This window comes from Streptomyces gelaticus (genome assembly GCF_014649535.1).
In the GTDB taxonomy this organism is placed as follows: Bacteria; Actinomycetota; Actinomycetes; order Streptomycetales; family Streptomycetaceae; genus Streptomyces; species Streptomyces gelaticus.
This window is the reverse complement of record NZ_BMTF01000001.1, coordinates 401397-422987: the sequence shown is the minus strand read 5'-3', so window position 1 is coordinate 422987 and position 21591 is coordinate 401397. Positions and strand designations below refer to the sequence as shown.

The window sequence follows — 21591 nt, the reverse complement described above, 5'->3', positions numbered from 1 at the left end:
GGCCGCCGGACCGCCGCACCGTGTGCGAAGGCCCGGCCCCTTACTTCTTCCGTGACCGGCTGGATTCGACATGACCGCTCGGGAGCGCCGAAATGTGCGAAGGCTGAATCCCGGGGGTGGCCGACAACGGCCACCTGCCCCACGGCCGCCGGCCGGTGGATCGCGCGGGTCAGTTCACTGCGAGCTTGGAGGTGATCTGCTCCGAGGCCTTCTTCGCCTCCCGCTGCGGGTCACCGCCTTCGAGTACCGCCGTCATGTACGGCTTGATCGGGTTGTCGGCCTCGACGTCCGCCCACTGCGGCGAGTTGGGGGTCGCGCGGCCCTTCGTGGCGCCACGGGCCATGGCCGCGGTGCCTTCCTGACCCACGACCACGCGTGCGAGACCGGGCTTGTTGGGCACGTAGCTCATGGTCCTGGCGAGTTCCTCCTGCCATGTGCGGCCCGCGAGCGCCTTGATCACTTCGATGCCCTCGGTGCGCTGGTCCGCCTCGGCCGGGACGATCAGGTCGGATCCGCCGGTGAAGACGGCCCCGGGCTCCTCGGCGGTCTTGCCCGGGATCGGGAAGAAGCCCAGTTTTCCCTTGAGTTCGGGATTCTGCTTCTCGATCTGCGCGACGGAGCCGGGCACCGAAATGATCTGTGCGACATTCCCCTCGGCGAACACATCGGCCTGCGGGGGCTTTTCCTCGTCCGCGTTCTTGGGACCGTCGCCGAGCGCCTGGAGTTCCTTGTAGAAGTCCATGCCCCGCAGCGCGGCGGGGCTGTCCAGCGCGCCTTCCCACTCGCTGCCCTTCTCCAGGGCCAGTTCGCCGCCCTCGTCCCAGATGAATCCGGCGAGGACGTACCAGTTCTGGCCCGCGAGATAGATTCCCTGATTGCCGTTCCGGTTCAGCAATTGACTGTCCGCGATCCACTCGTCCCGGGTCTTCGGCGGGTTCTCAATGCCTGCCTGCTCGAAGAGCTCCTTGTTGTAGATCACCACCCGATTGGCCGCGTACCAGGGAATTCCGTACTGCATGCCGTCGATGCTGCCCGGGTCGGCGAGACCGGGCAGCCACTCCTCGCTGCCGAGATCGCGCACGGACTCCAGGGTGAGATCGCGCAGGCCGCCGCTCTGCGCGTACTGGGCGACCTGAGTGTTTCCGACCTCGATGACGTCCGGAGTGTCCTTGCCCTTGAGGGCGCCGATGACCTTCGGACCGATTCCGCTCCAGCTCTGGAACTTGAACTCCAGCTCGACGGATGGGTGCTCGGCCTGATAGGCCTCTGTGAACCGCTCCAGGAAATCGGCGGAGACACTGTCCTTCATCAGCCAGATCGTGACCTTCTTGCTGCCGGAGGCCTCCGGCCCCGAGCCCAGCCCGCACCCACCCAGCGCAAAGGCGGAAGCGAGCGCGACGGCTCCGACGAGTATGCGGTTCTTCACCAGGTTCACCTTCTGCGAAACAGCACGACTGAATTCAGGGACCCGGTGTGGGGGACTGCGGGCAACGCTCGCACGGGCGTGGCTGGATTTTGGTATGGACCATTGAATTTGGTCAAGGCCCGTTCACGGGACAGTCCGCACGCCGACCTCTCGCGGTCTCGGGCCGGGTGGGGCACCGTGGTAGGGATGAGAGGAGACATAGGATGTCAAACCACACCTACCGGGTCACCGAAATCGTGGGAACCTCCCACGAGGGCGTCGACGACGCCATCCGCAGAGGCATCGCAAGAGCTTCGCAAACGTTGCACAATCTCGACTGGTTCGAGATCACGCAGGTACGCGGCGAGATCAAGGACGGCCGGATCGAGCACTACCAGGTGGGGCTGAAGGTGGGCTTCCGGCTCGACGAGACGAGTTGACACGACCGGTCCGGCGCGACCAGCCGGTCCGGCGCGACCAGCGTTCAGGTACGGCCCTCGCGCTCCTGCGCGTCCTTAAGCGCGTCCGACGGCTTCGCCCAGCGGGCCCGCACCACGGCGAAGCCCGCCTGCTCCGCCGCGTCGCAGACGAGTTCATCGTCGTCGACCAGCATCCGCACCTCACGCTCCCGGCCCAGCCGCCGCAGGATCTCCAGCTTGGTGTGCCGGGCCGGCCTGCGGTCGTCGTCACGGCGCATGTACACCCGCCCCTCGGGCAGTCCGTGTTCCGCCAGCCAGGCCACGGTGTCCCGGCGGCACCGCTCGGGCCGTCCGGTGAGATACCTGACCTCACAGCGCTCGGCGCTGCTCAGCACCAGCCGTACCCCTTCGGGAAGCGGCGGGTCGTCGACGGCCGCCGAGAAGAAGCCGTTCCAGTCGCGCCGACGGCCCTCCAGGAAGTGCTGCCGGTGGCCGCTGTCCGCGAGCGTGCCGTCCAAGTCGAATACGGCCAGGGGCCGGTGGTCACTTCTCACACCCCCAGCCAATCAGACCAGCGCGGCCACCAGCAGCACCAGCCCGCCTTCGTCGCAGCCGCAGCCGCAGCCGCAGCCGCAGCCCACCGTCCGCACCGAACCGAACGCACGACGCTGCGGTCGAGCATCGGGAGCCGGGTGATGCCGGCGCCGGCCCGCCGCAGCCGGGCCCCTGCCCCGGGCGCCCCCTGAACACCACCCGCGCGCTCACCCGCGCGCGGATGGGGCATCCGCCGCTCACGTTCCGCCAGGATCGCAAAAGTTGTACAGGATGCACGTGGAAGCAAAAGCGTTTGTAAAGCTATATTCAGGTTTGTGGCATCCAACGTTAACGATGTGAAGCGAATACTCCTGCGTTCAGGGAAGAGCCCCTACGACGTCGTCCCTGTCGAGCGCGCTCTTCATGAGGACGTGTTCGCAACCAACTCGGGCAACCTGATCTTCAGCGACGCCGCTCACAAGATCCTCGAGACGCCACGTTCGGAGGTGGTGTCGAACGGCATCGCCACCAGGGTCGCCGACGCGGACCGCATCAACAGTGAGTTCGACGTCTTCGTCATCCCGCTCGCCAACGCCTTCCGGCCGTCCTTCGAACAGCAGCTGAAGCGGCTGACCCAGCTCATCTCGAAGCTGAAGATCCCGGTGGTCGTCCCGGGCGTCGGCGCCCAGACCGGCATCAACTACTCCGCGGACCGGCTGAAGCCGATGCAGTCCACGGTGTACGAGTTCGTCTCCGCCGTGCTGGACCACAGCGCCTCGATCGGGGTGCGCGGGGAGTTCACCGAGCGGTATCTGCGGGACATGGGCTTCCGCGACGTGGACGTCATCGGCTGCCCCTCGATGTTCCTCCACGGCAACCGGCTCGTCATCCGGGAGGACGGCCGGGCGCTCGGGCCCGATTCGCGCATCGCCGTCAACGGCTCGCACGACGCGGTGCGCAAGCACAAGCTCGGGCAGATCATCAACCGCACCCACGCGCGCTACCCCCACCTCCGGTTCATCGGCCAGAACCTCTCCGACGCCCGCCAGCTGCACTGGCGCGACCTGTCCCATCAGAACGCCGCGGTGACCAACATCCCCACCCATCCCGACCACCCCATGTACAGGGAGGACAAGGTCCGGGTCTACATCGACCCCGTCACCTGGATGGACGACCTGCGGGGCTTCGACTTCTCCTTCGGCTCCCGGATCCACGGCAACATCGCGGCGCTGCTGGCCGGAACGCCGGCCACCGTGCTCTGCGGCGACTCCCGGACGCTGGAGCTGTGCCGCTACTTCGACATCCCGCACCGGACGCTCACCAAGGTCCCGTCCGACCTGGACCCCGCCGAACTGCACGCCGCGGCGGACTTCGGGCCCCTTATGCGCGGTCACCAGGAGCGCTTCGACCGGTTCCTGAACTTCCTCGACAAGAACGGTCTGGAGAACACCTTCACCCACGGCGACGGCGGCACGGCCTTCGAGACCCGGATGAGCACACTGTCCTTCCCTCCGGGCGTCCGCCCCTGGATCGGCTCGGACGCCGCCGCGATGGCACCGAGACTCAACTGGCTCCAGACCCAGCTGACCGAACTCACCACCGAGAACAACCAGCTCAAGCGGAAGCTCCTGAAGAACTCCTCGCTGCCCGTCCAGCGCTCGACGTACCAGCGCGCCCGCAGCGTCGTGGGCCGGCCCATCAAGCGCGCCCTGCGCCCCTCCCGCTAGACCTGCGTCGGATCTCCGTCCGAACGAACCCGCGAGGCCGACCCGGCGGGGTCGGCCTCCGGCCGTCGCGGACCGGGCGGTGCCCGCTGCCCCCGCGCCTAGAATCGGAGTGTTCGTCCCGGGCCGTCGGCCCTGCCCCGATCCGTACGGAGAACCGCGCGCATGTCCACCCCCCACGATCCGTACGTCCGGGTGCGCGGCGCCCGTGAGCACAATCTCCAGGACGTTTCGGTCGACATCCCGCGCGACACCCTCACCGTCTTCACCGGCGTCTCCGGTTCCGGGAAGTCCTCCCTCGCGTTCGGCACCATCTACGCCGAGGCCCAGCGCCGCTACTTCGAGTCCGTCGCCCCGTACGCCCGCCGGCTGATCCATCAGGTCGGCGCACCCGCGGTCGGCGAGGTCACCGGGCTGCCGCCCGCCGTCTCCCTGGAGCAGCGCCGTTCGGCGCCCGGCGCTCGTTCGTCCGTCGGCACGGTCACCACGCTCTCCAACTTCCTGCGGATGCTGTTCTCCCGGGCCGGGGAGTATCCCGCCGGTGCCGAACGGCTGGACTCCGACGCCTTCTCGCCGAACACCGCCGCCGGGGCGTGCCCGAAGTGCCACGGGCTCGGCCTCGTCCACCGCACCACCGAGGAGCTGCTGGTCCCCGACCCCTCGCTGTCGATCCGGGACGGTGCGATCGCCGCCTGGCCGGGGGCCTGGCAGGGCAAGAACCTGCGCGATGTGCTGGACGCGCTGGGGTACGACATCGACCGGCCGTGGCACGAGCTGGGGTCCGAGGAGCGGGAGTGGATCCTGTTCACCGACGAGCAGCCGGTGGTGACGGTCCATCCGGTGCGGGAGGCGGGGCGTATCCAGCGTCCCTACCAGGGCACGTACACCAGTGCCCGCCGCTATGTGATGCACACCTTCGCGGACTCCAAGAGCCGCACCCTGCGGGCGAAGGCCGAGCGGTTCCTGACCAGTGCCCCGTGTCCGGTCTGCGGCGGCAGCCGGCTGCGCCCGGAGGCGCTGGCCGTCACCTTCGCCGGCCGCACGATCGCGGAACTGGCGGCGCTGCCGCTGACCTCGCTCGCCGAGCTGCTGCGCGCCGCGGGTGGCAGCGACACGGCGCGGGTGCTGACGGCGGACCTGCTCGGCCGGATCGAGACCGTCACCGAGCTCGGCCTCGGCTATCTCAGCCTCGACCGCACGGCCCCGACGCTCTCCTCCGGCGAGCTGCAACGGCTGCGGCTCGCCACTCAGTTGCGCTCGGGACTCTTCGGTGTCGTCTATGTGCTGGACGAGCCGTCGGCCGGTCTTCATCCGGCGGACACCGAGTCGCTGCTCGGGGTGCTGGGCCGGCTGAAGGAGGCCGGGAACTCCGTCTTCGTCGTGGAGCACCAGATGGATGTGGTGCGCCGGGCGGACTGGCTGGTCGATGTGGGACCGCTCGCCGGTGAGCACGGGGGCCGGGTGCTGCACAGCGGTCCCCCGGCGGGGCTGGCGGAGGTGGCGGAGTCGGCCACCCGGCGCTTCCTCTTCGACGACGGGCCGGCGCCGGCCCGTCAGGTGCGTACGCCGTCGGGGTGGCTGAGGCTGAACGGGGTCTATCGGCACAATGTGCGTGGCGTGGACGCCGCGTTCCCGCTCGGCGTGTTCACGGCGGTGACCGGGGTCTCGGGGTCGGGAAAGTCGACGCTGGTCGGGCAGGTGCTGGCCGGTGCGCTTGCCGACCGGCAGACCTCAGCCACCGCGGAACCGCCCCTTGAGCGCCCCGTGCCCTGGTGCGCGTCGGCGCGGGGACTGGAGGCGCTGGACCGTCTCGTACAGGTCGACCAGCGGCCGATCGGCCGTACGCCCCGGTCCAATCTGGCCACGTACACCGGGCTGTTCGACGTCGTACGGAAGTTGTTCGCGGGTACGGACACGGCCCGGGAGCGCCGCTACAAGGCAGGGCGGTTCTCCTTCAATGTGGCGGGCGGGCGGTGCGAGACCTGCCAGGGCGAGGGGTTCGTCTTGGTGGAGCTGCTCTTCCTGCCCAGCACGTATGCACCCTGCCCGGACTGCCACGGCGCGCGGTACAACCCGCAGACGCTGGAGGTCACCCTGCGCGGACTGGACATCGCGCAGGTGCTGGACCTGACGGTGGAGTCGGCGGCCGGGTTCTTCGCGGGAACGCCTGCCGCCGAGCGCAGTCTGCGCACGCTGCTCGACGTGGGGCTCGGCTATCTGCGGCTCGGGCAGCCCGCGACGGAGCTTTCGGGCGGTGAGGCCCAGCGGATCAAGCTCGCAGCCGAGCTTCAGCGCACCCGCCGGGGCCACACCCTGTATCTGCTGGACGAGCCGACGACCGGGCTGCATCCCGCCGATGTCGACGTGCTGATGCGGCAGTTGCAGGGGCTCGTCGACGCGGGCGACACGGTGGTGGTCGTCGAGCACGACATGGCGGTGGTGGCGGGTGCCGACTGGGTGATCGACCTCGGCCCCGGCGGCGGTGACCGGGGCGGCCGGATCGTGGCGGCGGGAACGCCCGTGGACGTGGCCCGGGTGGCGGGGAGCCGTACGGCTCCGTACCTCCGGACCGCACTCCATCTCCACTGACCGCTCAGTCACCTCGACTTCCCTGTCCGGAGAACAGCGCCGGGATCGACCGCCGCAACAAGGTGATCAAGCTGAGACCCGCCGGAGCGGATCGGACTTCCTGGCCCCGGGGTTGGGCGGCCTCCGGGGCCGGGAACTCGCGCTTCGCTCAGCGGCGCACCTTGCGCGTCGCCCGCAGCCACTCCTTGTTCATGGCCGAGATCGACGGCAGCGGGATGCCCTTCGGGCAGGCGGTGGCACACTCGCCCGTGAGGGTGCAGCCGCCGAAGCCCTCGCTGTCCATCTGGCCGACCATGTCGAGAACCCGGGTCTCGCGCTCCGGGGCGCCCTGCGGCAGGACGTTGAGGTGGTTGATCTTCGCGGAGGTGAAGAGCATCGCCGAGCCGTTGGGGCAGGCCGCGACGCAGGCGCCGCAGCCGATGCACTCGGCGTGCTCGAAGGCGAAGTCCGCGTCCGGCTTGGGTACCGGGGTGGCGTGCGCCTCGGGGGCGGTGCCGGTCGGGGCGGAGATGTAGCCACCCGCCTGGATGATCCGGTCGAAGGCCGAGCGGTCCACGACCAGGTCCTTGACGACCGGGAAGGCGGAGGCGCGCCACGGTTCGATGTCGATGGTGTCGCCGTCCTCGAAGGACCGCATGTGGAGCTGGCAGGTGGTGGTGCGCTCGGGGCCGTGGGCATCGCCGTTGATGACGAGGCTGCAGGCGCCGCAGATGCCTTCGCGGCAGTCGTGGTCGAAGGCGACGGGGTCGTCTCCGGCGAGGATGAGTTCCTCGTTGAGGGTGTCGAGCATCTCCAGGAAGGACATGTCCTGCGAGATGCCGTCCACTTCGTAGGTGGACATGGCGCCGGGGGCGTCGGCGTTCTTCTGGCGCCAGACGCGCAGGGTGAGCTTCATGCGTAGCTCCGCTGGGTGGGGTGGACGTACTCGAAGACGAGGTCTTCCTTGTGCAGGACGGGGGCCTCGCCGGTGCCGGAGAACTCCCAGGCCGCGGCATAGGAGAACTCCTCGTCCCGGCGGGCGGCTTCGCCGTCCGGGGTCTGCGACTCCTCCCGGAAGTGGCCTCCGCAGGACTCGGCACGGTGCAGTGCGTCGAGGCACATGAGCTCGGCGAGTTCCAGGTAGTCGACGATGCGGTTGGCCTTCTCCAGCGACTGGTTGAACTCGTCGCCGGTGCCGGGGACCTTGATGCGGCGCCAGAATTCCTCGCGGATCCGCGGGATCCGGTCGAGTGCCGTGCGCAGCCCGTCCTCGGTGCGGGCCATGCCGCAGTACTCCCACATGAGTTCACCGATCTCGCGGTGGAAGGAGTCGGGGGTGCGGTCGCCGTTCACGGAGAGCAGCAGGTTCAGCCGGTCCTCGGTGTCGGCGACTGCTTCCTCGACCACGGGGTGCGAGGCGTCGACCGCCTCGTGGTGCGGATTGCGGGCCAGGTAGTCGTTGATCGTCGACGGGAGGACGAAGTAGCCGTCGGCGAGCCCCTGCATCAGCGCGGACGCGCCGAGCCGGTTGGCGCCGTGGTCGGAGAAGTTGGCCTCGCCGATGGCGAAGAGACCGGGGATGGTGGTCTGGAGGTCGTAGTCGACCCAGAGCCCGCCCATCGTGTAGTGCACGGCGGGGTAGATCCGCATCGGGGTCTCGTACGGGTTCTCCGCCGTGATCCGCGCGTACATGTCGAAGAGGTTGCCGTACTTCTCCTCGACCTTGTCCCGGCCCATCCGCTGGATGGCTTCGGCGAAGTCCAGGTAGACACCCTGGCCGCCGGGGCCGACGCCGCGGCCCTCGTCACAGACGTTCTTCGCTGCGCGGGAGGCGATGTCCCTCGGGACGAGGTTGCCGAAGGCGGGGTAGATGCGCTCCAGGTAGTAGTCGCGCTCGTCCTCGGGGATCTCGTCGGCGGGGCGGTCGTCGCCCTTGGCCTTGGGGACCCAGATCCGGCCGTCGTTGCGCAGCGACTCGCTCATCAGCGTCAGCTTGGACTGATGGTCACCGGTGCGCGGGATGCAGGTGGGGTGGATCTGGGTGAAGCAGGGGTTGGCAAAGTACGCGCCGCGGCGGTGGGCGCGCCAGACGGCGGTGGCGTTGGAGTTCATCGCGTTCGTCGACAGGTAGAAGACGTTGCCGTAGCCGCCGCTGGCCAGGACGACCGCGTCGGCGAAGTAGGTGTCGATCTTCCCGGTGACGAGGTCACGGGCGACGATCCCGCGGGCCTTGCCGTCGACGACGATCAGGTCGAGCATCTCGGTACGGGCATGCAGTTCGACATTGCCCGCGGCGATCTGCCTCGACAGCGCCTGGTAGGCGCCGAGCAGCAGCTGCTGTCCGGTCTGGCCCCGGGCGTAGAAGGTGCGGGAGACCTGGACGCCGCCGAAGGAGCGGTTGTCGAGGAGGCCGCCGTACTCCCGGGCGAAGGGGACGCCCTGGGCGACGCACTGGTCGATGATCTCCACGGAGATCTGGGCGAGCCGGTGGACGTTGGACTCGCGGGCGCGGAAGTCGCCGCCCTTGACGGTGTCGTAGAAGAGCCGGTGGATCGAGTCGCCGTCGTTGCGGTAGTTCTTGGCGGCGTTGATGCCGCCCTGGGCGGCTACCGAGTGGGCGCGGCGGGGGGAGTCCTGGAAGCAGAACTGGACCACGTGGTAGCCCTGTTCGGCGAGGGTCGCGCCGGCGGAGCCGCCGGCCAGGCCGGTGCCGACGACGATGACGGTGTGCTTGCGGCGGTTGGCCGGGTTGACCAGCTTGGCCTGGAAGCGGCGGGTGTCCCAGCGTTCGGCGACGGGGCCCTCGGGGGCCTTGGTGTCGACGACGGGCGCGCCCGTGCGGTAGTGCGTGTAGTCGGTCATGTCAGCTCACGACTCCGGTCATGACGGCGACGGGTACGGAGATGAAGCCCACCGTCAGCACCAGTGCGAGGAGGTTGGCGATGGTTTTGAGGGCGCGGTCGCGGGTCGCGCTGCCGGCGCCGAGGGTCTGGGCTGCGCTCCAGAAGCCGTGCTGGACGTGGAGTCCGAGGGCGAGCACGGCGGCGATGTAGACGGTGTTGCCGTACCAGGTGGAGAAGGTGTCGATGACGTTCTGGTACGGGTGTCCGGACTGGAATCCGCCGGGGTGCACGGTGCCCGTCGTCAGGTCGAGGATGTGCCAGACGATGAACAGGCCGAGGATGATCCCGCCCCAGCGCATGGTGCGGGTGGCATAACTGGCGCGCGGCTTCTTGTGCACGTACGTGGCGGGGCGTGCCCGGATGTCGCGGCGGCTCAGCTGGTACGCGGAGGTGGCGTGCAGCACCACGGCTGCGACGAGCACGACGCGGACGATCCACAGGGCCCACTCGTAGTGCAGGAAGGGCTCGCCCATGGTCCGCAGCCAGTGCGCGTAGTGGTTGAACTCGCCGGACCCGAAGAAGATCTTCAGGTTGCCGATCATATGGACGACCAGATAGAGCAGCATGATCAAGCCGCTCACGGCCATGACCGTCTTCTTGCCGACGGACGAGTCCCAGAGCGTACGCGTCATGGACGGCCGTCGGTCCGTCCGGGTTGCCAATGCCATGGACACGACGCTAGGGCCGGACCACCTCATCAGTCCAAGACATGGAATGGCTCATGTTCATAGGCTTTGACTATCGTCCTAGCTAGAGTGGGTTCATGCAGTTCCAGCAGCTGATGTATTTCGTGGCCGTGGCCGAGACCCGTCACTTCACCCGCGCCGCCGAGGAGGTGCATGTCTCGCAGCCCTCGCTCTCCCAGCAGATCAGGGCGCTGGAGAGCGAGCTGGGGGCGGAGCTGTTCAGCCGGGCGCGCGGCAACATCACGCTCACCGACGCGGGCGAGGCCCTGCTGCCGCTGGCCCGTCGCATCCTCGCGGACGCGGACACGGCGCGCCACGAGGTGCAGGAGCTGGCGCAGCTGCGCCGCGGCCGGGTCAGGCTCGGTGCGACACCCAGCCTCTGCACCGGCCTGCTCCCGGAGGTGCTGCGCGCCTTCCACGACCGGCATCCGGGGATCCAGCTGCTGCTGGAGGAGGGCGGCTCGCTCGACCTGGTGCGCGAGCTGGCGCGCGGCGCACTCGATCTCGCCCTGGTCGTGCTGCCGCTGCCCGCCGCCTCCCCCGCGCTCACGACGGTCGAGCTGCTCCAGGAGGACCTGGTCGTGGTGTCCTCGGCGCAGGCACCGCGGCCCGGCCGGGGCGGGAGCGTACGGATCGCCGACCTCCAGGGCGAGCCCCTGGTGATGTTCCGGCACGGCTACGACCTGCGGGAGCTGACGGTCGCCGCCTGCCGGGCGGAGGGGTTCGAGCCCTCGTTCACGGTGGAGGGCGGGGAGATGGACGCCGTGCTCGGCTTCGTCCGGGCGGGTCTCGGGATCGCGGTGGTGCCCAGCATGGTCGCCGACCGGTCCGGTCACGGCCTGCGGACCACGCCGCTGGCCCGGCCGGGCCTGCGGCGCACGATCGCGCTCGCACACCGCAGCGACGTGGCTCCGCCGCGCGCCGCGCGCGAGCTGCAGAAGGTGCTGCTCACCGCCGGCCGGGCCTGAGCCGGACCGCCCCGAGGCGGGGTGCGGGCAGGCCCCCGCACCCCGCCTCCCTCACACCGCGTCGGCCAGCAGCAGCGAGTGGATCCGGTCGGGCGCACCCGGCCGGGCGTAGTACCAGCCCTGAGCCGTGTCGCAGCCCAGCTTGCGCAGTTGCTCCGCCTGGGCACCGGTCTCCACGCCCTCCACCGTGACCGCGAGGTCCAGGCTGTGCGCCAGCGAGACGATCCCCTCGACGATCTTCAGATCGACCGGGTCCGCCGGGTGCTGCTGCATGCCCAGCGTGAAGGAACGATCCAGCTTGAGGACGCTCACCGGCAGCCGACGCAGATTCGCCAGGTTCGAGTACCCGGTGCCGAAGTCGTCGAGCGCAATGTCGACGCCCATTTCGGCCAGTTGCCGCAACGGCTTGAGCAGGTCCTCGTCCGCGCCTATGAGCGCGGACTCGGTGACCTCCAGGCAGAGCGCCCCGGGTTCGAGCCCCGAGCGCTCCAGCACGTCGACCGTCTCGGCGACCAGCCGGGGATGGTGCAGCTGGGTGGGTGAGAGGTTGACGTTGATCCGCAGCGGACCGCCGTCGGTGTGCCGCTCCTGCCAGAAGTTGGCCTGCCGTACGGACTCCTCCAGCACCCAGCGGCCCAGCGGCACGATCAGCCCGGTGTGCTCGGCGAGCGGAATGAACCTGTCCGGGCCGAGCACCCCGTGCTGCGGGTGGCACCAGCGCACCAGCGCCTCCGCACCGTGCACCGTGCCGTCGTCGAGGTGCACGAGCGGCTGGTACTCGATGAAGAACTCGCCGCGTTCCAGGGCGGCGGGCAGCGCGGTGGTCAGCCCGTGCCGCGTGATGGCGCGGGCGTCCGCCTCGTCGTCGGCGAGCTCGAAGCGGTTGCCGCCCGCCGACTTGGCCCGGTACATCGTGATGTCGGCGCTGCGCAGCACCTCGGCGGCATTGCGTTCGCCGGCCGGCCCTTCGACGACCCCGATGGATCCGCGTACGGTCAGCTCGCGGCCGTCCAGACGTACTGGGGTGCCGAGCACACCGAGGATGCGGCAGGCGAGTTCGGCGACCTCCGTCTCGGTGTCGGGTCCGGTGGTCAGGGCCACGAACTCGTCGCCGCCGAGCCGCGCGACCATCTCGCCGGGCGCGGTCGCGCAGCTCTGCAGCCGGTCGGCCACCTCGACCAGCAGCCGGTCCCCGGACGCGTGGCCGAGACTGTCGTTGATCGCCTTGAAGCCGTCCAGGTCGAGGTAGCACAGACCGAATCGGCTGCTGTCGTCGGCGGCCAGCGCCTTCTCCAGCCGTTCGAAGAACAGCGTCCGGTTGGGCAGGCCGGTGAGCGCGTCGTGCGTTGCCTCGTACCGCAGCCGCAGATTGAGCAGCCGGCGCTCGGTGGTGTCCTCCATCAGCGCCAGCTGATACTGCGGCTTGCCCTCGGCGTCACGCAGCAGTGACACCGTCAGATTGGTCCACAGCACGGTGCCGTCATTGCGGTAGTACGGCTTCTCGACCCGATAGTGCTCACGCTCGCCACGCACCAGCTCCTCGTAGTACTTCCACACGTACGGCGAATCCTCCGGGTGGACCCACTCGTTGACCTTGTGGCTGCGCACATGGTGCTCGAGTCCGCCGAACATCCGGGTGAGGGTGTCGTTGACCTCCAGCACATTGCCGTCCAGGTCGGCGATGCCGATGGCCGCGTCCTTGAACACGGCGCGGAAGCGCGCCTCGGTCGCGTGCAGTGCGCGTTCGGCGTCGGAGCGGGCGGTGAGCGCCGAGCGCGCTATGGCCTCCTGCTCGGACAGGGTGCGCTCGCGCAGGGCCCGGGTGAAGCCGCTCGCGAGGGCGTGCTGGATCCGGGCGCAGCGGGCCCTGCTGTCCTCCGTCGGCAACGGTGTCACGCCGTTGCTTCCGCAGTAGAGGACCAGGTACGAGTCGACGACACCGAGCGTGCTGCTCAGCGCGTCCGGGTCCGTGCAGTGGGCGGCGACGAGGGCGGCGCCCACCTCGGCCGCGGGCGCCGCGTCGAAGGGCCGGGCGTGCAGGATGTCGCTGAGCCCGCGGGCCAACGGCAGCAGGTGCTGTTCGAACTCCGCGCGCGTCAAGGAGGTGGCCGTCGAGGGGAAGATGGCCCGGCTCCAGATCGTGGCGAATCTCCGGAGCCGGTCCTCGGGATCGTCGAGCTCCGTGTCCGGCGTACCGGACGACTGGGCGGGAATGCTCACGCCTTGCGTCCCACTCCCGCGAAGCCCGAGAACGCGAATGGGTCCTCCTGCTCCGCCATCACCGGGGTGTCCGGGCGCCAGTGCGGCATCGACACGAGTCCGGGCTCGATCATCTCGTACCCCTCGAAGAAGCTCGCGATCTCCTCGCGGGACCGCATGACCAGCGGGTTGCGGATGCTCTTGTAGACCTCGACCGTGCCACCTGCTTCCTCCCGAGTGAGCGGAATGCCCTCGTACGAGGCGTGGGTGAGGACGATGAGGCTGCCGGGGGCGAGTGCTTCGCGCAATTCGGCGACCGCGGTCTGCGGGTCGTCGGAGTCCTCGATGAAGTGGAGCACCGCAACGAGCAGCAGGGCCACCGGACGGTCCAGGTCGAGCAGTCCGGAGACCTCCGGGCTCTTCACGATCTCCAGCGGGCGGCGCAGATCCGCGGCGGCGATCACCGCCCGGCCGTTTCCGTCGAGTACCGCCCGGCTGTGCGCGACCGCGACCGGGTCGTGGTCGACGTACGCCACCCGGGCCTCGGGGTCGGCGGCCTGGGCGACTTCGTGAACATTGCCGAAGGTCGGTATTCCGGAACCGATGTCCAGAAACTGGGTGATGCCCTCACTCACCGCGTAACGCACGGCTCTGCGCATAAACGCGCGATTCGCCTGCATGATCTTGGGGAGTCCAGGCATGAACTCCATGGCCTTGCGCGCCGCTTCCCGATCCACCTCGAAATTGTGCGATCCGCCCAGATAGAAGTCGTACATGCGGGACACGCTCGGCACCGAAATGTCTATGCCTCGCGGTGCCCAGGCGGGACGCTCCATCAATGTCTCCAACAAGTCGACACGGCGATCCGGCCATGCTCATGGTCAGTGTGGTCCAGAGGCTACTGATCGTCCGCCAAGAGAGCGAGCGGAAACGGAAATTAGCCGTCCGTTATTGGTCACACACCAGTGGCATGTGCAACCAACCCGTCGCTACGGGTGACATTCGGCGCCTCTCCGCTCCGGGGAGGTGCCGCGCGACGCCAGAGCCTCCGTAACGCCCGCACCTCGGCCGTTGAAGTATCCGGCGGCACAACCGGTTTCACATCGCGGAATAAAGGTCTGGACCGGATGGCGGCTGCTGCCCTGCCACTTGACTCCGCCGGACCGATTGCAACCGGCAAATCCCTTGGCACTGAAGTAATTGACAGCATTCTTTACCAATGAGGCATTAGCCCTTCGCTTCAAGGCGAAGACGTCCGCACCGGCCCGCTTCATCAGCCGCACGACGACCTCCCCGAAACGCCGCCCACCGCATCGCAAGCGCGCGGTTCCGCCTGGAGAGCGCGTCAACCTCCTTACCGGACAGCCCGGTTGCCGATGGCACCCGCTTCAACCGCCACCTTGCACACGGGCCGCGCGCCCACCTGGTTCAACAGGGCCGCACGTTCTTCTCCGGCGGCAAACACCCGCCGTCCCAGGTCCCCACCATCAGGCGAATCCCACGCCCGCACCGCGTGTCCCGCGAGCGGCCGGAACATGCTCCCGGTCGTGTACGGATCACTCATAGGACGGCTCACGGCGGCCGTCGCCCTGCTCTGGCTGCTGAGCACCCCGGCGCCCGCGGCTGCGGACAGCTGCGCATACGCCTCCATCGGTGAGAACGGCGGCAGTTCATCGGTCGCCACGTCGGGCGACGGCCACTGCTACGCGGGCCCGGTGCCCGAGCCGACGCCACCACCCACACCACGACCGCCGTCCCCGCCACCTCCACCTCCACCCCCGCCTCCGTCGCCCCCTCCCCCACCACCGCGACCGGAGCCGGCGACCTTATCCTCACCGCCTGCGCCGACGCACACGCCCACTCCGACACCCACGCCTACGCCCACTCCGGCACCCTCCCCCTCGCACTCCGCACGCCCGGCACCGCCCTCCCCCCGTCCCGTGGCCCTGCCCACCTACCGCAAGCCGGCACGCAAAGCGGTACGGCACGGCACCTCCCTGGTCACCCTCACCCTGGTGATCACGGCGCCCGCCGTGTTCGCCGTCGCCGTGCTGCGCCCACGCTCCCGCTGACCTCCGGAGGATCACCATGTCGGAATGGCTTGTTCTCGCCCTCGCCATGGTCGCGGCGAGCACCGTCGTCCTGACCGTCGCCGTGCTCAACAACCGCCGGGTCGGGGAGGACGACGACCCGTCCGAGACCCCCGACGTCATCGAGTACATGACGATGATGATCGGCGTGGTCTACGCGATCGTGCTGGGCCTCGCCATCGCGGGCGTCTGGGAGGGCCGCGGCGCCGCCCAGGAGTACGTACGCCAGGAGGCCCAGGCCCTGCACGAGGTGCAGGTCCGCTCCGCCGTCTACCCGGCCGAGGTGCGCTCCCGCATCCGCGCCGATGTCGACGCCTATGTCCACCACGTCGTCCACGACGAGTGGCGGGCGATGAGTGAGCACGGCACCCTGACCGCCGAGGGGACCCGTCTCCTGGACCGGGTGCGCACCGACGTCACCCATTACCGGCCGGCGAACGACCACGAGGGGCAGGCATATCAGCCACTGGTCGACGAGGTGGCCGCGGCCGACGACGCACGCAGCGCACGCGGCCAGAGCGCCGGTGCGACCATGCCGGGCGTGGTCTGGTTCGGCCTCGTCGTCGGAGCCCTGGTGACCGTCGGGCTGTTGTTCGCGCTGCAGATCCGCAGAACCTTCCGCGAACTGCTGCTGGCCGGCCTCTTCAGTGTCCTGATCGCCTTTCTGCTCTTCCTGATCTGGGACTTCGACTCCCCCTTCGGGCGAGGGATCTCGGCCACCGCGGCACCGTTCCTCGATCTGTTCCCGCACGCCGCGGGCGGATAGCGATCCGCCGGAACACAGGTGGTGCGCCGCTCGGGCGAAGCCGGTGCCCCGAGCGGCGCACTCCGATCGCGGGCGAAATGCGCGACTCCTAGCGTTTGGCGGGTCGAGGTGCATTTCTGACACTTTGCGGAAACTCGTTCCGCAAGTGCTCCTCGGGGACCCGGAGGACTCACCCATGCGCGCCGCAATACGTGTCGCACCCGTCGCCCTGCTCGGCGTCGCACTCGCCCTGACCGCTCCGGCCGCACTCGCGGACACGGCGATGTCGGGCGGCGCGTCCTCCGCGACCGGATTCACCGTCACTCCGTCGGTGATCACGCCGGGAAACCAGGTCACCCTGGTCGCCCGGGGGTGCCCTACCACCGCAACCGCCGGCTCGGCCGTCTTCGACACCGTCACCCTTCCCGCAGGCCGCTCCGTCACGGCCACGGTCGACTGGGACGCGAAGCCCGGAGCCTCCTACGAAGTGACGTTCATCTGCGACACGTTGCCCGACTCCCCGGCGAAGTCCGGTCTCACGATCGCCGCGCTCTCGCACGCACCCACCACCGGTGCCACGGTGGCCGCGGCCGGAGTGGGCAGCGGGCTCGGCGGCGGCATCGGCACGATGAACGCCATGAAGACCGCCGCCGGAACGGCGCTGGCGGTGGTCGCGGCCACCGGCGCCGCGTGTCTGGCACGCCGTCGCGGGCAGAGCCGCACGCACTGAGAGCAGGGGCAGTGCGCCGACCGGACGAGAAGTCGCCCCGGGTCCTGTCACGGGCCCCGGGGCGACGCCGCTCAGCGGTGCTGCGGCACCGTGATCCGGTAGCCGTCGTCGAGCAGTTCGGGCAAGTACCTGCGCAGCGCGGTCACGCTCTGCGAACGGTCGCCCCCCGCGTCGTGCGCCAGCACGACGACGCCGGGCGCGGCCCCGTCCCGGACGCGGCGGACGATGGTGCCGACACCGGGTTCGGTCCAGTCCAAGGTGTCGACGGTCCAGGCCATCGGTTCCATGCCCATCTCGGCACCGATCTCGAAGGAGTTGCGGTTCCACGCCCCGTACGGTGCCCGGTACCAGAGCGGCGGAGCGCCCGTGATCCTCTCGATGACCTCGCTGGTGGCGCCCAGTTCGTCACGGACGCCGGCCCGGGAGAGACCGGTGACCAGGGGATGGGTCCAGGAGTGGTTGCCGATGGTGTGGCCGTCGTCGGCGATGGCGCGCACCAGGTCCTGGTTGTCGTTCGCCATCTCTCCGCAGACGAAGAACATCGCACGGACGTCGTGTTCGCGCAGGGTCGCGAGGATGTCCGGTGTGTAGAGCGGGTCGGGGCCGTCGTCGAAGGAGAGCACCATGGCGTGCCCGATACCGGGCAGCTCCTCGAAGGGCCTCGTGCGGACCGGCGGTACGGCCGGCCGGAAGCGGGGCGGGGCGCCCGCGGTCATGGGCTGGAGCCGGTAGGCAGTGGACTGCGCCCGGAAGGCCGGCGGTCCGGCCGCCCCGGCCGAGGACGATGCGGTGGCCGGGAGCTGTTCTCCGGCCGGATCCGCTGCGATCACGTGCACGGCGGCGGCCGCACCGAGTCCGGCGGCCAGTCGCAGCAGTGCCCTGCGCCGCGGTAGCCTCTGATCATTTTTCATGACCAACTGCTCGCACAGCGGTGGTTCCGCCCCCGTCACCGACACCGGCCGCCGAGGGTTTTGCACCCCTTGGAGGGATCTCCGGCACGCCATCCGGCAGCTTCGGGCGAGGCCGTGACGCGGCCCGCTACGGGGGCGGACCGGGCAGCGGATAGCCTCACTGCCGTGACAGAACCGCAGCCTCATAAGTTCGAACGTGGCACAGACGGCCCGAAAGTGATCGTCGCAGGCCTGGACGGGTCCGATTCCTCCATGCGTGCCGCGGCCTACGCTGCGGGGCTGGCCCGCCGCCAGGGGGCCATGCTCGCCCTCGTCTACGTCCAGCCCGTGCTGCCCGCGGGAGCCGCTCTCGGTGCCCCGGTCGCCGATACGACCGGCGAGGTCGCGGAGGGGCTGGTGAGCGAGATCCGGGAGGCGACGCAGCGCATGAAGGACATATGGGATGTGCGCTGGGAGTTCCACACCTTCCGCGGCGACCCGTACAACGGCCTCGTGACCGCGGCGGACGAACTGAAAGCGGACGCCGTGGTCGTGGGCGCCTCGGAGTCGGCCGGGCACCGGTTCATCGGATCGGTCGCGATCCGGCTGGTGAAGGCGGGGCGCTGGCCCGTCACGGTGGTCCCGTAGGCGTCCCGGAATTCTCCGCTCCGCCGGACGGCTCGCCGTCTTCCGCACCGACTGCGCCTGAGCCATCATGAGCGCCCGTCAGGGACAGCCGTCAGCGGAGAGGTGACTCATGGCAAGGCTCCGAGTGGGCGAAGGTGTGCTGCGCCGCAAGCCGATCGAGCAGATCGACGAGAAAGGGCCCGTGGGAGAAGCCACCACGCAGCTCACCAGAACGCTCGGACTGTGGCAGCTCACCGCGATCGGCGTGGGCGGCATCATCGGCGCGGGCATCTTCACCCTCGCCGGCACGGTGGCGAACGGCACCGCCGGTCCCGCCGTCCTGATCTCGTTCCTGATCGCGGGTGTGGCGAGCGCGGCGGCCGCGTTCAGCTACGCGGAGTTCGCGGGCCTGATCCCTAAGGCCGGCTCCGCCTACACCTACGGCTACGCGGTGCTCGGCGAGCTGGTGGGCTGGTTCATCGGCTGGGACCTGCTGCTGGAGTACACGGCGATCGTGGCGGTGGTCGCGATCGGTATCTCCGGCTACTTCAGCTTCCTGCTCGGGGAGATGGGGCTCGAAGTGCCGAAGTGGATGCTGGGCGCGCCCGGCACCGGCGACGGCCACAAGGTGGACCTGTTCGCCGCGTTGCTCTGCCTGCTCGTCGCGTATCTGCTGACCCTCGGGATCAAGAACGCGGCCCGCTTCGAGACGGTCGTGGTCGTCCTGAAGGTCCTGGTCGTCCTGCTGGTCATCGGCGTCGGCGTGTTCCACATCGACACCGCCAACTACACCCCGTTCTTCCCGTTCGGGATCAGCGGGGCCTTCACCGGTGCGGCCACGGTGTTCTTCGCGGTGTTCGGGTACGACGCCATGTCGACGGCCGCCGAGGAGTCCAAGGACGCCCAGCGCCACATGCCGAAGGCGATCCTGTACTCCCTCGGGATCTCCATGGTGCTCTATGTGGCGGCGTGCCTGGTGCTCACCGGGATGCAGAGCTACGAGGACATCGATCCGGAGTCCGGATTCTCCACGGCCTTCAAGTCGGTGGGGCTCGACCGGCTCGCCGATGTGATCGCGGTGGGCGCGATCATCGGAATCCTCACGGTGATGTTCACCTTCATGCTCGGCGTGACCCGGGTGTGGTTCTCGATGAGCCGTGACGGGCTGCTGCCGAAGTGGTTCGCCAAGACCCACCCGACCCGGCACGTGCCGACCCGGGTGACCTGGATCGTCGGTGTCGCCTCGGCCCTGATCGCCGGGTTCCTGCCGATCGGCGAGGCGGCCGAGCTGACGAACATCGGCATTCTGCTGGCGTTCGTCGTGGTGTGCATCGCGGTGATCGTGCTGCGTTACAAGCAGCCGGATCTGCCGCGCACCTTCCGCACCCCCGGCATGCCGTTCGTCCCGGCCCTCGGGGTGGTGTTCTCGGTCTGGCTGATCACCTTCCTGCAGTGGCAGACCTGGGTGCGGTTCGTGGTGTGGTTCCTGGTCGGCCTGGTCATCTACTTCGGCTACTCGTACCGGAAGTCGGAGATGGCCAAGACGCCGGGAACGGGTACGGGAACGGGCTGACCGGGTGGTCGGGCGGCGGCTGTCCGGCGCCCGTGCGCCCACCGCTTCGGCCGCCGCCCGACCGTTCACCGCACCATTCGCCGCACTGTGCGACCGCTCGTCGCACGGAGCCGCCCACCGCCTGTTCCTCGGCGCCGCGATGCGTTCGTATACGCCAGTCTGCAGCGAATCGGCAGGACCTCGGCGGAAAGGGCGTTCACGATGACCACCACGACGACCGATGAGCGGGCCCTCGCGGAGCTCCAGCGGGAGCACGGGCCCGCGCTCCTCCACTTCCTGCTCGGTCTGACCTTCGGCGACCGGCAGCGGGCCGAGGACCTGCTCCAGGAGACCCTGGTGAGGGCCTGGCAGCACCCGGAGGCCTTCGACGCCCCGTACGAATCGATGCGGCCCTGGCTCTTCACGGTCGCACGGCGGCTGGCCATCGATGCGCGGCGCTCCAGGCAGGCCCGGCCGGCCGAGGTCGGCGACGCGGTACTGGAGACCGCCGCGACCGGCGAGGACCCCGCCGAAGCCGCGGTCTCGGCCCTCGACGTGCGCGACGCGGTGCGCACCCTCAGCCCGGAGCACCGCGCGGTCCTGGTCCAGATGTACTTCCGCGGGCTCACCGTCGACGAGACGGCCCGGGTGCTCGGCATCCCGGCGGGCACGGTCAAGTCCCGGTCCTACTACGCGCTGCGCCGGCTCGCCCGCAACCTGCCCGGCTACTCCAGCAGGTCCTCCTCGCACAGCAGGGCGAGCAGCGAGACGGCCTCCGCGGCCTCCACGTAGTCGGCGGCGCAGCGGTCGCAGCTCTGCAGATGGCAGGAGACCGTGCGGGTCTCGCCGGCCGTGAGCGCGTCGAGTACGTAGGCGCCGAGCACATGCCGCATGTGCGGGCCCTCCCCGGGATCGGCGGTCATCGCATCCTCGTGTCGTGAACGGATCCTGTCCTTCTGGCCACGCGGGCGGCACTCCCCCGGTTCAATGCTCCGTGAAGCGCGGTGCCGAACAGAGAAAGAGGCGAGACGCGATGCGCCCGGAGCGTCAGGACGGAACCAGTGGGAACGGCCTGCTGGTCCCGATGGCCTGGATGTACGCGGAGTACATCGCCGATGAAATGCTGCGGACCGGCGATCTGATGGAGCCGTCCACGCTGGAGTACCGCGCGGGCCGCGACGCCCTCGCGCTCACCGTCTTCCTCTCCGACGGCGCGGTGCCCGATGCGCTGCCCGCGGCCCGGCTGGACGAGCTGCGCGTGCTGACGGCGTACGGGGCGGAGTGGTGCGGCTGGGTCCGGGAACGGCTCGGCGTGCTCGGCACGGTCCCGGCGGCCGGGGCGGATCCCGATCTGGCGCTGGCCCGCGCGGCCTGGCGCTGGCTGGAGGAGACCGAACTGCTCGCGGCCGACCTCGACGCGATCGGTGCGCCGGCCCGGGAAGCGGTGGGTGACGGACCGGACGCGGAGGAGGCGGCCCAGGTGTGGACGCCGGCCTGGCAGCTGGGCCTGCCGCTGGGACATCTGGCGATCCATCTCCACTGAACCGGCTC

Annotated in this window: 20 protein-coding genes; 11 read left to right on the top strand and 9 right to left on the bottom strand. The window is 69.6% G+C overall.

Annotated features, from left to right (window positions below; translation table 11 throughout):
• Positions 1-169: 169 nt before the first annotated feature.
• Positions 170-1426, bottom strand: a complete 1257-nt coding sequence (locus IE107_RS01925) for an extracellular solute-binding protein (RefSeq protein ID WP_189540261.1) — start codon at positions 1424-1426, stop codon at positions 170-172.
• Between the two features lie 203 nt (positions 1427-1629).
• Here IE107_RS01925 and IE107_RS01920 point away from each other — a divergent pair, with 203 nt between their 5' ends.
• Complete coding sequence (locus tag IE107_RS01920; protein WP_189540259.1) at positions 1630-1845, top strand: dodecin; 216 nt, start codon at positions 1630-1632, stop codon at positions 1843-1845.
• 44 nt (positions 1846-1889) lie between these two features.
• Here IE107_RS01920 and IE107_RS01915 read toward each other — a convergent pair whose 3' ends face one another.
• The gene (locus tag IE107_RS01915; RefSeq protein WP_189540257.1) at positions 1890-2378 is read right to left on the bottom strand and encodes a phosphatase domain-containing protein; all 489 of its coding nucleotides are present in this window, start codon (positions 2376-2378) and stop codon (positions 1890-1892) included.
• A gap of 315 nt (positions 2379-2693) precedes the next feature.
• Here IE107_RS01915 and IE107_RS01910 point away from each other — a divergent pair, with 315 nt between their 5' ends.
• Both IE107_RS01910 and IE107_RS01905 read left to right on the top strand, forming a co-directional pair.
• Positions 2694-4085 (top strand): polysaccharide pyruvyl transferase family protein, encoded by a 1392-nt coding sequence (locus IE107_RS01910; RefSeq protein ID WP_229866638.1) that lies wholly within the window; start codon positions 2694-2696, stop codon positions 4083-4085.
• A gap of 162 nt (positions 4086-4247) precedes the next feature.
• A complete protein-coding gene (locus IE107_RS01905) occupies positions 4248-6671 on the top strand; it encodes an excinuclease ABC subunit UvrA (protein WP_189540256.1) in 2424 nt (807 codons plus the stop codon).
• Positions 6672-6819: 148 nt separating this feature from the next.
• Here IE107_RS01905 and IE107_RS01900 read toward each other — a convergent pair whose 3' ends face one another.
• From IE107_RS01900 to IE107_RS01890, 3 genes are read right to left on the bottom strand one after another with little or no spacing between them, the layout of a single operon-like run.
• On the bottom strand, positions 6820-7566 hold the full coding sequence (locus IE107_RS01900) for a succinate dehydrogenase/fumarate reductase iron-sulfur subunit (RefSeq protein WP_072488934.1): 747 nt from the start codon (positions 7564-7566) through the stop codon (positions 6820-6822).
• Positions 7563-9512 (bottom strand): fumarate reductase/succinate dehydrogenase flavoprotein subunit, encoded by a 1950-nt coding sequence (locus tag IE107_RS01895; protein ID WP_189540253.1) that lies wholly within the window; start codon positions 9510-9512, stop codon positions 7563-7565. The genes IE107_RS01900 and IE107_RS01895 overlap by 4 nt, the downstream gene beginning before the upstream one ends.
• 1 nt (position 9513) lies before the next feature.
• On the bottom strand, positions 9514-10221 hold the full coding sequence (locus tag IE107_RS01890) for a succinate dehydrogenase (protein WP_189540251.1): 708 nt from the start codon (positions 10219-10221) through the stop codon (positions 9514-9516).
• A 95-nt stretch (positions 10222-10316) separates the two neighbouring features.
• Here IE107_RS01890 and IE107_RS01885 point away from each other — a divergent pair, with 95 nt between their 5' ends.
• Positions 10317-11207 carry a LysR family transcriptional regulator gene (locus IE107_RS01885; protein WP_189540249.1) on the top strand — a complete coding sequence of 297 codons (891 nt, stop codon included), beginning with the start codon at positions 10317-10319 and terminating at the stop codon, positions 11205-11207.
• Between the two features lie 51 nt (positions 11208-11258).
• Here IE107_RS01885 and IE107_RS01880 read toward each other — a convergent pair whose 3' ends face one another.
• The gene (locus IE107_RS01880) at positions 11259-13427 is read right to left on the bottom strand and encodes a putative bifunctional diguanylate cyclase/phosphodiesterase (RefSeq protein WP_189540247.1); all 2169 of its coding nucleotides are present in this window, start codon (positions 13425-13427) and stop codon (positions 11259-11261) included.
• Positions 13424-14242 carry an SAM-dependent methyltransferase gene (locus IE107_RS01875; protein ID WP_189540245.1) on the bottom strand — a complete coding sequence of 273 codons (819 nt, stop codon included), beginning with the start codon at positions 14240-14242 and terminating at the stop codon, positions 13424-13426. The genes IE107_RS01880 and IE107_RS01875 overlap by 4 nt, the downstream gene beginning before the upstream one ends.
• 1104 nt (positions 14243-15346) lie before the next feature.
• Here IE107_RS01875 and IE107_RS35665 point away from each other — a divergent pair.
• The 3 genes from IE107_RS35665 to IE107_RS01865 all read left to right on the top strand — a co-directional run bounded on the left by IE107_RS35665 (position 15347) and on the right by IE107_RS01865 (position 16971).
• Positions 15347-15478 carry a hypothetical protein gene (locus IE107_RS35665; protein WP_268246543.1) on the top strand — a complete coding sequence of 44 codons (132 nt, stop codon included), beginning with the start codon at positions 15347-15349 and terminating at the stop codon, positions 15476-15478.
• A gap of 16 nt (positions 15479-15494) precedes the next feature.
• Positions 15495-16262, top strand: a complete 768-nt coding sequence (locus IE107_RS01870) for a bestrophin-like domain (protein WP_189540244.1) — start codon at positions 15495-15497, stop codon at positions 16260-16262.
• Positions 16263-16437: 175 nt separating this feature from the next.
• Entirely contained in the window at positions 16438-16971 is a 534-nt protein-coding gene (locus IE107_RS01865) for a hypothetical protein (protein ID WP_189540242.1), read from the top strand.
• Between the two features lie 71 nt (positions 16972-17042).
• Here IE107_RS01865 and IE107_RS01860 read toward each other — a convergent pair whose 3' ends face one another.
• A complete protein-coding gene (locus IE107_RS01860; RefSeq protein WP_189540240.1) occupies positions 17043-17882 on the bottom strand; it encodes a polysaccharide deacetylase family protein in 840 nt (279 codons plus the stop codon).
• Between the two features lie 165 nt (positions 17883-18047).
• Between IE107_RS01860 and IE107_RS01855 the strand changes: the two genes are divergently transcribed.
• The 3 genes from IE107_RS01855 (at position 18048) to IE107_RS01845 (ending at position 20832) form a co-directional block, all read left to right on the top strand.
• Positions 18048-18509, top strand: coding sequence for a universal stress protein (locus IE107_RS01855; RefSeq protein WP_189540238.1), 462 nt, complete (start codon positions 18048-18050; stop codon positions 18507-18509).
• 109 nt (positions 18510-18618) lie between these two features.
• Positions 18619-20061 carry an amino acid permease gene (locus IE107_RS01850; RefSeq protein WP_189540236.1) on the top strand — a complete coding sequence of 481 codons (1443 nt, stop codon included), beginning with the start codon at positions 18619-18621 and terminating at the stop codon, positions 20059-20061.
• A 201-nt stretch (positions 20062-20262) separates the two neighbouring features.
• Positions 20263-20832 (top strand): sigma-70 family RNA polymerase sigma factor, encoded by a 570-nt coding sequence (locus IE107_RS01845; protein ID WP_189540234.1) that lies wholly within the window; start codon positions 20263-20265, stop codon positions 20830-20832.
• Here the strand turns inward: IE107_RS01845 and IE107_RS01840 are convergent.
• A complete protein-coding gene (locus tag IE107_RS01840) occupies positions 20766-20963 on the bottom strand; it encodes a zf-HC2 domain-containing protein (RefSeq protein ID WP_189540232.1) in 198 nt (65 codons plus the stop codon). The two genes, IE107_RS01845 and IE107_RS01840, sit on opposite strands and share 67 nt — an antisense overlap.
• A gap of 110 nt (positions 20964-21073) precedes the next feature.
• Here IE107_RS01840 and IE107_RS01835 point away from each other — a divergent pair, with 110 nt between their 5' ends.
• Entirely contained in the window at positions 21074-21583 is a 510-nt protein-coding gene (locus IE107_RS01835) for a hypothetical protein (RefSeq protein ID WP_189540230.1), read from the top strand.
• Positions 21584-21591: the final 8 nt, after the last annotated feature.

Excerpts from the sequence above, each read along its gene's own strand:
- IE107_RS01920 (WP_189540259.1), top strand. The coding sequence starts at position 1,630 with ATGTCAAACCACACCTACCGGGTCACCGAAATCGTGGGAACCTCCCAC.
- IE107_RS01905 (WP_189540256.1), top strand. The coding sequence starts at position 4,248 with ATGTCCACCCCCCACGATCCGTACGTCCGGGTGCGCGGCGCCCGTGAG.
- IE107_RS01900 (WP_072488934.1), bottom strand. The coding sequence starts at position 7,566 with ATGAAGCTCACCCTGCGCGTCTGGCGCCAGAAGAACGCCGACGCCCCC.
- IE107_RS01895 (WP_189540253.1), bottom strand. The coding sequence starts at position 9,512 with ATGACCGACTACACGCACTACCGCACGGGCGCGCCCGTCGTCGACACC.
- IE107_RS01890 (WP_189540251.1), bottom strand. The coding sequence starts at position 10,221 with ATGGCATTGGCAACCCGGACGGACCGACGGCCGTCCATGACGCGTACG.
- IE107_RS01885 (WP_189540249.1), top strand. The coding sequence starts at position 10,317 with ATGCAGTTCCAGCAGCTGATGTATTTCGTGGCCGTGGCCGAGACCCGT.
- IE107_RS01875 (WP_189540245.1), bottom strand. The coding sequence starts at position 14,242 with ATGGAGCGTCCCGCCTGGGCACCGCGAGGCATAGACATTTCGGTGCCG.
- IE107_RS01870 (WP_189540244.1), top strand. The coding sequence starts at position 15,495 with ATGTCGGAATGGCTTGTTCTCGCCCTCGCCATGGTCGCGGCGAGCACC.
- IE107_RS01865 (WP_189540242.1), top strand. The coding sequence starts at position 16,438 with ATGCGCGCCGCAATACGTGTCGCACCCGTCGCCCTGCTCGGCGTCGCA.
- IE107_RS01860 (WP_189540240.1), bottom strand. The coding sequence starts at position 17,882 with ATGAAAAATGATCAGAGGCTACCGCGGCGCAGGGCACTGCTGCGACTG.
- IE107_RS01850 (WP_189540236.1), top strand. The coding sequence starts at position 18,619 with ATGGCAAGGCTCCGAGTGGGCGAAGGTGTGCTGCGCCGCAAGCCGATC.
- IE107_RS01845 (WP_189540234.1), top strand. The coding sequence starts at position 20,263 with ATGACCACCACGACGACCGATGAGCGGGCCCTCGCGGAGCTCCAGCGG.
- IE107_RS01840 (WP_189540232.1), bottom strand. The coding sequence starts at position 20,963 with ATGACCGCCGATCCCGGGGAGGGCCCGCACATGCGGCATGTGCTCGGC.
- IE107_RS01835 (WP_189540230.1), top strand. The coding sequence starts at position 21,074 with ATGCGCCCGGAGCGTCAGGACGGAACCAGTGGGAACGGCCTGCTGGTC.